The following is a 13718-nucleotide window of genomic DNA, read 5'->3' on the forward strand; positions in this document are numbered from 1 at the left end:
AATTTATTTTCTCTAGCCAGAGATTTTTAGTGAAAACAAGGCGAATTTACGCGTCAATAGCTGGCCTATTGCAAGTATATTCAACGCTGTTAGCGCTGAAAATAGCTGCTCGAGATAGATTTATTATCCAGAGCTCAGGTTATAATAGCGCGATAGGGTTTTAGCATTGCTACCAGATGACTAAATACTTTGCAGTTAAGGGGTCGTTAAGCCCCATTGCGCTAGATTTTTAAACTATACAGCAAGATAAACAGCAAGGTAAAAGTGCTTTCTTAAAAGTTTAATCGCTTTTACCTGTCTCATTATAACTATATGGGTTAAAATACCTACATAACCAACTAACAAGATAGTGAATGTCAAACCAAGATCCAAATCTCAGTCGAGAACAAGAAAAGTACGAAAACCCAGTCCCTAGTCGTGAGTTTATACTTACTCACCTTCAAGAGCGTTCAAAACCTGCTAACTACGCGCAATTATGTGAAGAACTAGCAGTAAACGATGACGAACGCCAAATAGCATTTAAACGCCGCCTTGGCGCTATGGAGCGTGACGGACAGCTGTATTTTAATAAATTTAAATGCTATGCCCTAATTGACGAAGCCGGTTTAACCAAAGGCAAAGTAATAGGCCACAGAGACGGTTTTGGTTTTTTAGAAGTTGAAGGCGAGAGTAAAGATTGGTTTATTGCTAAGCACCAAATGAATATGGTGTTACATGGCGACATTGTACTAGCTAAAGGCACTAAACGTGGCTCTGGCTCAAAATGCGATGCACGTATTATAAAAGTGCTTACTAACGAGCGCGCGCCAATTGTTGGCCGTTACTTTGTAGAGCATGGTGTTGCCGTTGTGGTAGCTGAAGACCCGCGCATAACGCAAGATATAATGATTTTACTAGGCAACGAAAACGGTGCCCGCCATAACCAAATGGTGCAGGTTAAAATCACTCAAAATCCAAGCCGCAACATGAACGCGGTAGGTAAAATTATTGATGTACTTGGTGAGCATTTAGCCCCAGGTATGGAAATTGAAGTCGCACTGCGCAATCACGATATTCCACATGTATGGCCAGAAGAAGTTGAAGCACAAGTTGCTCACCTAGGTGAGTTTGTTGAAGACGCTGACAAAAAAGGCCGCGTAGATTTACGTGACTTACCACTTGTAACTATTGATGGCGAAGACGCTCGCGATTTTGATGACGCCGTATACTGTGAACCTAAAAAATCGGGTGGCTGGCGCTTATGGGTTGCCATTGCCGATGTATCGCATTACGTAGGAATGAACACGCCGCTTAACAAAGAAGCAATTTTGCGTGGTAACTCAGTGTATTTTCCTGAGCAAGTAATTCCGATGCTACCAAAAGTACTTTCTAACGGATTATGTTCGCTTAATCCAAAAGTAGATCGCTTATGTATGGTTGCCGAAATGACCGTATCGAGCGCGGGTAAACTTTCGGGCTATAAGTTTTACGAAGCAATAATGAACTCGCATGCTCGTTTAACTTACACCAAAGTAAATGCCATTTTACAAAACGACGAAAAACTACGCGAAGAATACTCAGCCGTAGTGCCACATTTAACTGACTTACAGCAAATGTATATGGCACTTAAAGCAGCACGCCAAGACCGTGGCGCCATTGAGTTTGAAACCCTAGAAACACGTTTTGTATTTAACGCTCAGCGTAAAATAGAATCAATAGTGCCTGTTATTCGTAACGACGCGCACAAACTGATTGAAGAATGTATGATTTTAGCCAACGTATCGGCGGCTAAAATTCTTGAAAAGCACGAAGCAAGCGCGCTTTATCGTGTGCATGACGAACCAGACAGCGAAAAACTAGGTAACTTTACTAAGTTTTTAGGCGAGTTAGGTATTCAAAGCACATTAAGCGACGAGCCAACACCAAAAGAAATAACCCAAGTATTAGCGCGACTAGGAGACCGCCCAGAAGCCGAACTAATTCAAACTATGCTACTGCGTTCAATGAAACAAGCTGTATATCAGCCAGATAACATTGGTCACTTTGGTTTAGCGTTATCGGCTTATGCGCACTTTACATCGCCAATACGTCGTTACCCAGATTTAGTAGTACATCGTGCTATTAAAGCAGTTATAAAAGCACAAGGTCAGCAAACGTCTGGCGAATACGCTTATACCGACGACGAAGTTGATCAACTAGGTGAGCAGTGTTCTACCACAGAGCGCCGCGCCGATGATGCAACTCGCGAAGTAGCGGATTGGCTTAAATGTGAGTTTATGCAAGATCACGTAGGTGACGAGTTTGACGGTGTTATTTCATCGGTCACTAACTTTGGTTTGTTTATTCGTTTAGACGATTTACAAATTGATGGGCTTATTCATGTTACTAATTTAGGCGACGAGTTTTTTGCGCATGATGCTGCAAAACACACCTTAATAGGTGAGCACTCTCACAAAGTTTATCGCCTTGGCGATAAAGTAACAGTAAAAGTTGCGTCGGTTAGTTTAGACGATCGCCGTATCAACTTAACGCTTAAAGGCGATGTTGCACAAGACAGATACTCACGTCGTCGTGCGCCAAAAAAAGGTTCAGGTAAATCTGAGCATGCGCCAGCAAGTGTGCGTTCGCAATTAAAAGCAGGCAAAGTACCGGGTAAAAAGTCGCACAGTGATGACAAACCAAAAGGTAAAAAAAAGCCAGCAAATAAAGATAAAGGCAAGCCTGCAAATAAGTCTGCAACTAAACCCGCAGATAAAAAAGCAGCAGACACTGCCGTAAAGAAAAAGCCGAAGAAGAAGGCAGTTAAAAAGCCTAAAAGAGCTGGCAAAAATGCCCGTAAAAGTACTAGCCCAGGAGCAGATAATACGTGAGTAATGAATTAATTTTTGGCTTTCACTCTGTTGAAGCAATTTTAGAAAGCGAGCCAGAGCGCTTTGTAGAAATTTACGCCCTTAAAGGTCGTGACGACAAACGCTCAACTCCGATTATTGATGAAGCACGTAAGTTTGGTATTTCAGTACAGTTTATGCAGCGTAAAGCCCTTGATAGCAAATCAAAGGGTGAGCAGCATCAAGGTATTATTGCCAACGTAAAAGCAGCGCCAACGTTTAACGAAAAAGATCTTGATGCAATAATCGCTCGTGAAGACACACCGTTTTTACTTGTGCTTGATGGTATTACCGATCCGCATAACTTAGGCGCATGCCTACGTAGTGCAGACGCTGCTGGTGTTCACGCTATAATTGTACCTAAAGATCGCTCTGCCAAGCTTAACGGCACAGCACGTAAAGTTGCTTGTGGCGCAGCCGAAACAGTACCGCTTATTCAAGTGACTAACCTTGCACGCACGCTTCGCGAAATTAAAGATGCAGGCGTATGGGTTGTAGGCACTGCTGGCGAAACTGATAACCACGTATTTGATGCAAGCTTAACGGGGCCAATGGCGATTGTTATGGGCGCAGAAGGCGAGGGCATGCGACGCTTAACGCGTGAGCATTGCGATATGCTCGTTAAAATCCCAATGGCGGGTACTGTTTCAAGCTTAAACGTATCGGTAGCCACGGGTATTTGTTTGTTTGAAGTATTGCGCCAACGTAACGCAAATAACTAATATATAAAACGATAAGTTTTATGTATTAAAAAGCCGAGATTGAAATTCAATCTCGGCTTTTTTGTATCTGTAATTTGCGCTTTAACTTTGCACCAATTGTATTGAATTGGTGCTCTATTATAGCGATAGGGAAATAGCTCTATAGCAAGGCAAAAATAACGAAATATAGTTGTTCTTATATGAGTTATTTTTAACGCAGCTAGTGAACCATTTCTCCTATACAAAGCGCAGGTAAACGGTTTAATAACAAGGCAATAATTTAGATGTGTAGTGTTCTTACATAAAAAATTATCAACGCTGTTAGTGAACCGTTTAACCAGCTTTCAATTTAGAATGAGTAAGTGTAGCCCATCTGTACAGTACGTGGCTTACCTGGTTGAATGCCACCGTTTGAACGGTTAGCAACGTATGTTTTATCAAACAAATTATCAACGCTTAGGTATACTTTTTGATTCTCATCGATTAAGTATTTAGCAGCTAAATCCCATACTACGCGGCTATCAATTGCGTTTAAGCCCGACTGCGTTAAGTTAGCATGCGCATCAGATACGTAACGTATTTGGCTGTTAACTACAAACGCAGAAAACTCAGCACCTAACGATAACGCTACTTGGTTTTCTGGTACGTAAGGCATTGCATCGCCTTTTTCTACCGTGCCCCAAATTTCTGAATCAAAATCGTTTTTAAACTCAGAGTCTGTGTAGGTATACGTTAATTTAACTGGGAACATAGCTGTATCAGTTGCAAACGTACGTGCTGCACTAAATTCAAAGCCCGCTACTTCTACTTCACCGTAGTTGTATTGGTCGCCAATGTTGTCGTCGCTACAACCAACCGCTGCAGTACAGTTACCGTGCATGTTGCTGTAGTCAGAGTAAAAGGCAATTACTTCACCGCTAAAGCCATCCATATTAAAGCGAGAGCCAAACTCAATGTTTACACTTTCTTCTTCTTCTTGATCAGCATTACCGGGTGCTGCTGGTGCATAACCTTTTTGAATGCCCGCAAGTAGCGTTACGTTTTCGTTAAGCGTGTAAGTAGCACCTAGTGACGGCACTAAAATTTCAGTGTCGTTCGACACATCTTTAGTTAAACCGTTGCTGCGTGTTGGATCTGATTTAGACCACTCTTCACGCGTAATAGTAATGTCTTCATAACGAAGACCTGCACTTACTACTAATGCATCAATTGTCCACTCGTCTTGAATAAACAAGGTACTTGCTTCTGCGCTATCTACACGGTTGCTGTCAGAGCCCGGAACGCCTTGCTCTGTAAGCGTTAAGCTTAGGTCTTGATTAAGTGTGTATTTGTCTTCCCATTGAAAACGATCCATTTCGTCTTCGTGGTAACGTACGCCAACAGTCACATAGTGATCGCCTGCAGGAATATGTAATTCAGACTGAATACCTTTAGCTTGGTAATCGCGGTTATTAGCTTTAATACCAATACCTTCAATACCTTCGCTTGTCGGGTTTGCTTCAAATTCACTGTATTGCTCAAGGTAGCTTTCGCTTACTTTGCTGGCTTTATACCAGTTACGATGAAAATCGTTTAAGTAAGCCGTAGCTAAAAATTCATAGCCATCACCAAAACGGTACGCGTAGTTAAGTTGGTATGCGTTATGGCGAGTATTCATTTCATCGTTTTGCGATGCAGCATAACGACGGTAAGGACTTTCTTGATAGTCTTCGTCAGTTAAGCCCATGTATGTTTCGTCTGATGTTTCGTCAGAGTACTTAATTTTTAGCTCAAGATTATGCGCATCGTTTTGACCAAACGTATGGCCAAACTTTAATAGTAAATCTGTTTTTTCAAAGCCGGTGTTGTCATTACCTACTGGCAGCTCTTTAAAGCCGTCTGCGCCGTAAGTAAATACTTCAATTAAGCCTGCTGTGTTGTTTTTTTCTTTACCGAAGTAAGCGTGACCTTTGTAATAACCATCACCACCAAGGGCAGCATCTACCATACCTTTTGAGCTATTTGGCTCTGTGGGTAAGCTGCGCGAAAGTAAGTTTAAAACACCGCCCGTAGTACGCGGGCCATACTTAACTGATGCCGCGCCTTTTAATACTTCAATAGACTCCATACGACCCGTAGTAGGGAAGTAGTAAGCAGAAGGTGCTGAATATGGTGCTGGTGCAACCAATACACCGTCTTCCATTACTGATATTTTATCGTTACGACCAGTACCTGTGCCGCGCATACCAATATTAGGACGAAGGCCGTAGCCGTCTTCTTCTTGCACGTAAACGCCCGGAACAGACGCTAAAACGCGAGAAATATCAGTAAATTTGAATTTTTGAAGTTCTTCATCAGAAATAAACGTAGCCGAACCAGGAATATCGTTAATTGCTTGTTCTGAGCCAATAACGGTAATTTGTTCAAAGCGTTGTTCTTTATCGCTGGTGTCTTTTGCTATTGCAGTAGCACTAAAAGACAAAGCAACCGCAGTTGCCAGGGTAGATACTAAAAACTTAGGGTTCATTGTGTTCCTAATCATGTCAATTATCTTAATTGGCGTAATTTGAACACGTTAACGAATACGAATCAATGTTATTAAGTATTTAATTATTCAGTTTAATAGAACTAAAAGCACCTACTTATGCAACTTTGTTAACTGAATTGTTTCTTTTGTATTAGTTTGTAATTGCTTTACTCGTTATAAAGTTTTGATTAGCTATAACCTAAACGTAGCGCTATAAACTCCGCGAGCTTATCTACTGCATGGTCAGATTCACCCGAACTTTTAATTAAACTAATACCAATATTACCAAGAGTGGGTAAATGTTTGGTTTGAACTTGATAGTTAAGCTCACTCGGTACTGTGCTTTTAGCAAGTACGGTAATACCTAAGCCTTCTTTTAATGCAGCAATAAGGCCGGTTAAATCGGCGTTGCTATATACAATGCGGTATTTTATGCCCGCACTTTTTAATGCATCAATTGCACGGCGACGATAAATACACCCCTCTGGTGCGGTAACTAGCGTAACCACGTCGTTTTGCGCAAGTGACAGGTCGCCCACCCACACTAACTCGTCTTGCATAAAAATAGGAAACTTATCAGAGTTGAGTCGCTCATTTAGCGCAAGTACTAAATCGAACTGATCTTGGCGAGAAGCCGAAAGTAAATGTTTACTTAAACGCGACTTAACTTCTAACGACACCTCAGGGTAGAGCGCCACAAAGTCGCCAATAATAGAAGGTAAAATACGCGCAGCAAATTCGCTCGGGATACCCAAGCGCACTTTACCTGCGATGTTTTCTGATGTGAACTGCTGCAAAATAGCATCGTTGTGTTGCATCATTTGTTTTGCCATAGGCAATAATAGCTCGCCGTACTGGTTTAATACTTGGCGCTGTCCTTGTTTTTTAAATAGTTTATATCCGAGCACGTCTTCTAGGCGCTTTATTTGCAAACTTACAGCAGGTTGCGACAGGCCAAGTAAATCGCCTGCTTTAGCAAAGCCGCCTATTTCAACTACCATCACAAAAGTACGTAAACCATCTGTTGATATGTTTTTCATATTTAAAATTACAATTTATATAGCTATATATATAAGTATTATTTATCAATTGATAAAAAATTACAATTTGTTGTTGGTAGGCGTGGGCAATATACTTTTGTAATCGAAAATACACAGGTGTTTGTTATGACTTTTAACCCAATAATGTTTGCCCGCCACAGCAACGCAAGTAGTGCGGTTACTAACGCTTTGCAAACTAACAACAATCACGTTGTAATGGATTTTAGCGGCACCGAAACCAGTGTATTTTTAAGCACTATTTTAGGCCTTGATTTAACTAAGCTTACCGCCAGCGGTTTAGGCTTAAAAGGCACGCTTGATGGCGACTATAATTCTGACTACAGCTTTGCTGTTTATTACTTTAGCGAAACCGCCTTTAGATTCGTACTGCCACACAACGCAAGCCTTCAACTACAAGCACTTATAAACGAGCAACAACTACGTTTTGATATTGATTATGTAGTACGCACCGACCTAGCAAGCTTTATTTTAAGTGGCGACAACGCGTTTGATACTCTAGTAAATGCTTTTAAATTAACACCCGGTTTGCGCCTTTCTGACGCGCAACTATGCTACGGTGCGCAAAGTGGTGATGTATTTATTACCGCCATTGATAAAAACGACGAACAACACTTTGTATTAGTCGCTAAACAACAAGAATTACAAAAATGGCAAAGCTACATGCAAGCGCAAGGTTTTGCACTTATGCATAGTGAAGCCGCATAACGAATACAAACAACAGGTGAACATAACAATGTTTACCTGTTTTTAATTGCGATTAAGCAATTAAAGTCTATTTAAGCCACGCCCTAAACAGGGTTAATTTAAACGTGAAGGAATGTTATGACTTCTAAAACTGTACTACATGCTAAGCACCTAGAAGCGGGCGCTAAAATGGTTGATTTTCATGGCTGGGAAATGCCAATCAACTACGGCTCACAAATAGAAGAACACAATAGCGTGCGTACCGACGCAGGTATGTTTGACGTATCACACATGACTATTGTTGATATTAAAGGGCCTCAAGCACAAGCATTTTTACGTAAGCTAGTAGCTAACGACGTTGCAAAATTAACCGTACCAGGTAAAGCGCTTTACACAGGCATGCTTAACGAGCAAGGCGGTGTAATAGACGACTTAATTATTTATTTCTTTAGCGAAACCTTTTACCGCCTAGTTGTTAACTCAGCAACGCGCGAAAAAGACCTAGCGCATTTAGCTAACGTATCGAGCGACTTTGACGTAACGGTTACAGAGCGCCCTGAGTTTGCAATGATTGCAGTACAAGGCCCTAACGCTAAAGCAAAAACAGCCACTCTTTTAAATGCTGAGCAACAAGCAGCTGTTGAAGGTATGAAGCCGTTTTTTGGTGTTCAAGTAGGTGATTTATTTATTGCCACAACGGGTTATACTGGCGAAGACGGTTACGAAATAGTAGTACCGAACGACCAAGCAGCCGATTTATGGCAACAACTGCTAGACGCAGGTGTTAAGCCTGCTGGTTTAGGTGCACGCGACACGCTACGTTTAGAAGCAGGTATGAACCTTTACGGCCTAGATATGGACGAAAGCGTATCACCACTTGCAGCTAACATGGCATGGACCATTGCATGGGAACCAGAAGATCGCGACTTTATTGGCCGTGACGTACTTGTTAAGCAACGCGCAGAAAAAAGCACTGACAAACTAGTTGGCTTAGTGTTTGAAGAAAAAGGCGTTTTGCGAAGCGGTTCTAAAGTAATTGTTGACGGTGGGATAGGTATTATTACTTCTGGTACTTTTTCACCAACACTTGGTTTTAGTGTAGCCCTTGCACGTGTACCACGTTCAACAGGCGATACAGCTCAAGTAGAAATGCGTAAAAAATTAGTAAACGTTAAAGTAGTAAAGCCTAGCTTTGTACGTAACGGTAAATCAATAATTTAAATAATTTGGTTATACCAATCACAATAATTATTGCGATTGGTATCCTCCCAATATAAACCAAAGGACAAATAAAATGAGCAACATTCCTAGCGAGTTAAAATACGCACCTTCACACGAGTGGGTTCGCAGTGAAGGCGACGGTACATTTACTGTTGGTATTTCTGAGCATGCACAAGAACTTCTTGGCGACATGGTATTTGTTGAATTACCAGAAGTTGGCGACGAAGTAGACGCTGGCGAAGACTGTGCAGTAGCAGAGTCGGTTAAAGCAGCATCAGACATTTACGCACCTATCAGTGGCGAAATTGTTGCTATTAACGAAGAGCTTGAAGATTCACCTGAAACAGTAAACAACGACGCTTACGGCGACGGTTGGTTATTCCGTATTAAAGCATCTGACGAGTCTGAGCTAGACAACTTATTAGACGCTGAAGGTTACTCGCACACTATCGACGAAGAATAATCATTTTTTGAAGATAACTAAAAGCCCCGTTTAATGTATAAAAATGGGGCTTTTATGATTTTACAGCTCACCACCCCATACTGAGTGAACTGTTAAATCGTCAAATATTTTAATTAATGCTAGTTACCCATTAGCATTTAGGATCATAGGAATCTGGATTCATGTCAAACGCCAAATCTCTTGAAGAACTAGAGCAAAAGCAAGATTTTATTCGCCGCCATATTGGGCCAAGCCCAGCACAAGTAAGCGATATGCTAAGTGCTTTAGAAGTATCGAGTGTGCAAGAGCTCATTGACCAAACTGTACCTGCTAGCATTCGTCTAGAACAACCGCTAACAGTTGGCGAAAGTCGTACTGAAGTTGAAACACTAAGCTACCTAAAATCAGTAGCAAGCAAAAATAAAGTTTTCAAATCGTACATTGGCCAAGGCTACCACCCAACTAACGTACCGCACGTAATTTTACGTAACGTACTAGAAAATCCAGGTTGGTATACAGCGTACACACCGTATCAGCCAGAGATTGCACAAGGGCGTTTAGAATCATTATTAAACTTCCAAACTATGACCCTAGATTTAACTGGTCTTGATTTAGCAAGCGCATCACTACTTGACGAATCAACAGCCGCTGCAGAGGCTATGGGCCTTGCAAAACGCGTATCAAAAGCTAAAAAAGCCAATGCCTTTTTTATCGCAGACGACGTACACACACAAACAATCGACGTAGTAACAACGCGTGCCGAGCAGTTTGGTTTTGAAATAATTGTAGGTAAAGCAGAAGATGCCGTAAACCACGATATTTTTGGCGCATTGTTCCAATACCCAACTACATCAGGCGAAGTGGTAGACATAACTGATCTAATTGCTGGCGTACAAAGCAAAAAGGCCATTGCCTGTGTTGCTGCCGACATAATGAGTTTATTACTATTAAAAGCACCGGGTAAACTAGGCGCAGACGTAGTACTTGGTTCGGCTCAACGTTTTGGCGTACCTATGGGTTACGGCGGTCCTCATGCTGCATTTTTTGCAACACGTGACGCATACAAACGTTCATTACCAGGTCGTATTATTGGTGTATCTAAAGACCGTTTAGGTAACGACGCACTACGTATGGCAATGCAAACGCGCGAACAACACATTCGCCGCGACAAAGCCAATTCAAACATTTGTACAGCGCAAGTATTACTTGCCAACATGGCAGCGTTTTACGCGGTGTACCACGGCCCACAAGGCTTAAAAACTATCGCGCAGCGTATACATCGCTTTGCTGATATTTTAGCTACTGGCCTTAAAGCTAAAGGCATCGCACTTAAGCACAGCACTTGGTTTGATACGCTAACAATTGCAGGTGAAAACAAAGACGACGTAATAGCGCGTGCAATTGCAAAAGGCGTAAACTTTGCAACAAACCACGAAGGCGAGTACTCAATTTCGGTATCAGAGACAACAACACGTGCCGATATCGCTGAGTTATTTGATATTATTTTAGGCGAAGGTCATGGCCTAAGTGTTGACGCTATTGCAGCCGACGTTGAAACAAATGGCAGCGAGTCTATCCCTGCAAGTTTAGTACGTGACGACGAAGTACTAACGCATCCAAACTTTAACAGCTACCACAGCGAAACAGACATGCTTCGCTACATTAAGCGACTAGAAAGCAAAGACTTATCGCTTAATCACTCAATGATCTCGTTAGGCTCATGTACCATGAAACTAAACGCGACCGCAGAGATGATCCCAATTACGTGGCCTGAGTTTGCAAACCTTCACCCATTCTGCCCGCTAGACCAAGCAGAAGGTTACCAAATAATGATTGGCGAGCTACACGACTGGCTAGTAAACATTACTGGTTACGATGCAGTATCACTACAGCCAAACTCTGGCGCGCAAGGTGAATACGCAGGCTTAATCGCGATTCGTAAATACCACGAGTCACGCGGTGACGCACACCGTAATGTATGTTTAATACCAAGTTCTGCGCATGGTACTAACCCTGCATCAGCGCAAATGGCAAGCATGAAAATTGTAGTAGTTAACTGCGACAAAAACGGTAACGTAGACATGGCAGACCTTAAAGCGAAAGCTGAGGAAGTGTCGGAAAACTTATCGTGTATCATGATCACATACCCGTCTACGCATGGCGTATACGAAGAAACAATTCGTGAGATTTGCGACATTATTCATGAGCACGGCGGCCAAGTTTACATGGACGGCGCAAACATGAACGCGCAAGTTGGCGTAACAAGCCCAGGCTTTATTGGCTCAGACGTATCGCACTTAAACTTGCATAAAACGTTTTGTATTCCGCACGGTGGCGGTGGTCCAGGTGTTGGCCCAATTGGTGTTAAATCGCACCTTGCGCCATTTATGCCAAACCACAGCGTAATTAACGTACCAGGTACTAACATTGGTAACGGTGCAGTATCAGCAGCGCCTTACGGCTCAGCCGCTATTTTACCTATTTCATGGGCTTACATTACCATGATGGGTTCAGAGGGCTTAAAGCAAGCCACTGAAATGGCAATCGTTAATGCTAACTACTTAACGCATGAACTAAGCAAGCACTTCCCAATTTTATACCGTGGTCGTAACAACCGGGTTGCTCACGAATGTATTGTTGACCTGCGCCCGCTTAAAGAGCTATCAGGCATTACTGAAATGGACGTAGCTAAGCGTTTGCAAGATTACGGTTTCCATTCACCAACTATGTCGTTCCCAGTAGCAGGCACATTAATGATTGAGCCAACTGAGTCTGAATCAAAAGGTGAAATTGACCGCTTTATCGAAGCAATGGTGTCAATTAAAGGCGAAATTGAAAAAGTAATCTCTGGCGAATGGTCAATCGAAAACAACCCGCTAGTGTTTGCACCGCATACACAAGGCGACGTGTTAGGTAACGAATGGGACCGCGCATACGACCGTTTTTACGCTGCATTCCCAGTGCCTGCAGTGGCTAAAAACAAGTTCTGGCCAACCGTTACACGTATAGATGACGTATACGGCGACCGTAATTTGGTATGTTCATGCCCAGCGGTAGAGACTTATCGCGACTAAGAACAGGGACTAATTTTTGAACTTTAATGGGTAGTAAGTTCCACTGTAGAGTGGGATTTATCAAAATTAAAAAAGCCGTTGCAGCAATGCAACGGCTTTTTTGTGTGGTGATTCGCCATAAATAATATGGCGTAGGTTGGGAAGAGTGCAACGAAACCCAACAAATCACAAATATACTTACTCGCTCAAAAGCCAAGAGTATGTGTTATTTATTGTAGGCGTTTAGCTTGCTGACGCGTTGATTGTTAAATCAAAATTCGGTATCCCTTAAATAAAATTGCATGCATGTAGCCTTTGGGCTACAATGGTTTTATGAAATATCGTATTAAGAAAACCAACGAGTTCGATAAATGGCTTAAAAAGCTCAAAGATCGTCAAGCTTTTATGGCAATAGCTAAACGTATTACACGTGCCATAAATGGAAACTTTGGCGATAGTGAATCTGTTGGTGGTGGCATATCTGAAATGCGAATTTTCGTAGGGAAAGGCTATCGTGTTTATTACATAATTAGAGGCGGTGAAGTTATTTTACTACTCAATGGTGGACACAAAGGCACACAAGGTAAAGACATTACCAAAGCAAAAGCCCTTTTAAGAGAATTGGAGTAATTATTATGGCGCTACAAACATCAGATTTTAACCCGTTTGACTATATGGAAACACAGCAAGAAATTAATACATTTTTAGAAGAGTGTTTAGCTGATGATGATCCAAATACCTTTATTGAAGCACTTGGCTTATTAGTTAAAAAGCATGGCGTGAGTGATATTGCTAAAGCAACGGGGTTAAACCGTGAAAGCTTATATAAAGCAGTTAACGGTAAAACCAAGCCACGTTGGGAAACGATTTTTAAAGTGATGAAAGCACTTAACTTTCGCCTTACAACACAAATTTCATAGGCTAGGTAGAGGGAAACGAAACCCAACAAATCACAAATATGCTTACTCGCTCAAAAACCAAGAGTATGTGTTATTTATTGTAGGCGTTTAGCTTGCTGACGCGCGGGCGATAGCCCGAATAAGTATTTGAATAGGTGTTTGAGGGTATCATCACCTATAACGCGAATACGTTGGGCACTTCTAGAAATTAGAAACCTTATTCAAGGTTTTGTCGCGCTGGCGACGGCAGCCAAAGAGGGGCTGCCGCTGGTCCCTCTCTGGAC

10 protein-coding genes are annotated in these 13718 nt (G+C 42.0%); 8 read left to right on the forward strand and 2 right to left on the reverse strand.

Annotated features, from left to right (window positions below):
* The first annotated feature begins 353 nt into the window (after nucleotides 1-353).
* Together rnr and rlmB are read left to right on the forward strand one after the other, a co-directional pair.
* The gene (rnr, locus tag AAEY68_RS20045) at nucleotides 354-2849 is read left to right on the forward strand and encodes a ribonuclease R (protein WP_350586751.1); all 2496 of its coding nucleotides are present in this window, start codon (nucleotides 354-356) and stop codon (nucleotides 2847-2849) included.
* On the forward strand, nucleotides 2846-3589 hold the full coding sequence (gene rlmB / locus AAEY68_RS20050) for a 23S rRNA (guanosine(2251)-2'-O)-methyltransferase RlmB (RefSeq protein WP_007378377.1): 744 nt from the start codon (nucleotides 2846-2848) through the stop codon (nucleotides 3587-3589). Before rnr ends, rlmB begins: the two co-directional genes overlap by 4 nt.
* 328 nt (nucleotides 3590-3917) lie before the next feature.
* On the opposite strand, the gene AAEY68_RS20055 is transcribed toward rlmB, so the two are convergent.
* On the reverse strand, nucleotides 3918-6074 hold the full coding sequence (locus AAEY68_RS20055; protein ID WP_282115217.1) for a TonB-dependent receptor family protein: 2157 nt from the start codon (nucleotides 6072-6074) through the stop codon (nucleotides 3918-3920).
* Between the two features lie 188 nt (nucleotides 6075-6262).
* Nucleotides 6263-7114, reverse strand: a complete 852-nt coding sequence (locus AAEY68_RS20060) for a LysR family transcriptional regulator (protein WP_007579940.1) — start codon at nucleotides 7112-7114, stop codon at nucleotides 6263-6265.
* A gap of 126 nt (nucleotides 7115-7240) precedes the next feature.
* On the opposite strand from AAEY68_RS20060, the gene AAEY68_RS20065 reads away from it, so the two are divergent.
* From AAEY68_RS20065 to AAEY68_RS20090, 6 genes are all read left to right on the forward strand, one after another.
* On the forward strand, nucleotides 7241-7840 hold the full coding sequence (locus tag AAEY68_RS20065) for a hypothetical protein (protein ID WP_002958026.1): 600 nt from the start codon (nucleotides 7241-7243) through the stop codon (nucleotides 7838-7840).
* Between the two features lie 117 nt (nucleotides 7841-7957).
* On the forward strand, nucleotides 7958-9040 hold the full coding sequence (gcvT, locus tag AAEY68_RS20070) for a glycine cleavage system aminomethyltransferase GcvT (RefSeq protein ID WP_007579945.1): 1083 nt from the start codon (nucleotides 7958-7960) through the stop codon (nucleotides 9038-9040).
* Between the two features lie 73 nt (nucleotides 9041-9113).
* On the forward strand, nucleotides 9114-9503 hold the full coding sequence (gene gcvH, locus AAEY68_RS20075; RefSeq protein WP_024590231.1) for a glycine cleavage system protein GcvH: 390 nt from the start codon (nucleotides 9114-9116) through the stop codon (nucleotides 9501-9503).
* A 161-nt stretch (nucleotides 9504-9664) separates the two neighbouring features.
* Entirely contained in the window at nucleotides 9665-12556 is a 2892-nt protein-coding gene (gene gcvP / locus AAEY68_RS20080) for an aminomethyl-transferring glycine dehydrogenase (RefSeq protein WP_350586752.1), read from the forward strand.
* A 312-nt stretch (nucleotides 12557-12868) separates the two neighbouring features.
* Nucleotides 12869-13165, forward strand: coding sequence for a type II toxin-antitoxin system RelE/ParE family toxin (locus AAEY68_RS20085; protein WP_007579950.1), 297 nt, complete (start codon nucleotides 12869-12871; stop codon nucleotides 13163-13165).
* 5 nt (nucleotides 13166-13170) lie between these two features.
* A complete protein-coding gene (locus AAEY68_RS20090; RefSeq protein ID WP_222714648.1) occupies nucleotides 13171-13455 on the forward strand; it encodes an addiction module antidote protein in 285 nt (94 codons plus the stop codon).
* Nucleotides 13456-13718: the final 263 nt, after the last annotated feature.

Origin of the sequence: Pseudoalteromonas sp. RB2-MNA-CIBAN-0110 (assembly GCF_040309305.1) — a bacterium.
Classification (GTDB): Bacteria; Pseudomonadota; Gammaproteobacteria; order Enterobacterales; family Alteromonadaceae; genus Pseudoalteromonas; species Pseudoalteromonas arctica.

Excerpts from the sequence above, each read along its gene's own strand:
- AAEY68_RS20090 (WP_222714648.1), top strand. The coding sequence starts at position 13,171 with ATGGCGCTACAAACATCAGATTTTAACCCGTTTGACTATATGGAAACA.
- gcvP (WP_350586752.1), top strand. The coding sequence starts at position 9,665 with ATGTCAAACGCCAAATCTCTTGAAGAACTAGAGCAAAAGCAAGATTTT.
- gcvT (WP_007579945.1), top strand. The coding sequence starts at position 7,958 with ATGACTTCTAAAACTGTACTACATGCTAAGCACCTAGAAGCGGGCGCT.
- AAEY68_RS20060 (WP_007579940.1), bottom strand. The coding sequence starts at position 7,114 with ATGAAAAACATATCAACAGATGGTTTACGTACTTTTGTGATGGTAGTT.
- AAEY68_RS20055 (WP_282115217.1), bottom strand. The coding sequence starts at position 6,074 with ATGAACCCTAAGTTTTTAGTATCTACCCTGGCAACTGCGGTTGCTTTG.
- AAEY68_RS20085 (WP_007579950.1), top strand. The coding sequence starts at position 12,869 with ATGAAATATCGTATTAAGAAAACCAACGAGTTCGATAAATGGCTTAAA.
- rnr (WP_350586751.1), top strand. The coding sequence starts at position 354 with ATGTCAAACCAAGATCCAAATCTCAGTCGAGAACAAGAAAAGTACGAA.
- gcvH (WP_024590231.1), top strand. The coding sequence starts at position 9,114 with ATGAGCAACATTCCTAGCGAGTTAAAATACGCACCTTCACACGAGTGG.
- AAEY68_RS20065 (WP_002958026.1), top strand. The coding sequence starts at position 7,241 with ATGACTTTTAACCCAATAATGTTTGCCCGCCACAGCAACGCAAGTAGT.